General features: G+C 61.3%; 1 protein-coding gene. It reads left to right on the forward strand.

What is annotated here, in order from left to right:
• Nucleotides 1-261 (forward strand): hypothetical protein (locus AC0L3B_RS39720; RefSeq protein WP_473383349.1); only part of this gene is annotated, 261 nt, incomplete at both ends.

The following is a 261-nucleotide window of genomic DNA, read 5'->3' on the forward strand; positions in this document are numbered from 1 at the left end:
CTTCGTTGGCCGACGCCGAAAACGGCAATGGCGCGTTATCCCCCCAACATGTCCAAACCTACGCTGCGGTGCCCCTGGGTGCATTAGCCGTCGGTTGTTTGCCGGTTGAACAGGTAGACAGTCTGTTTGCCGGCGAACCGGCACAAACCCTTCATGTGGATGTCACCCTACGCCCGTTTGTGTACGCCTCGCGCCTGGAGCACCGCCAGGTGCGCAAAGGGTTGCCGGCGTTCATCACACCGATCATCTGCCGGGTGTCGG

This window comes from Bradyrhizobium sp. Kon56, assembly GCF_055807635.1.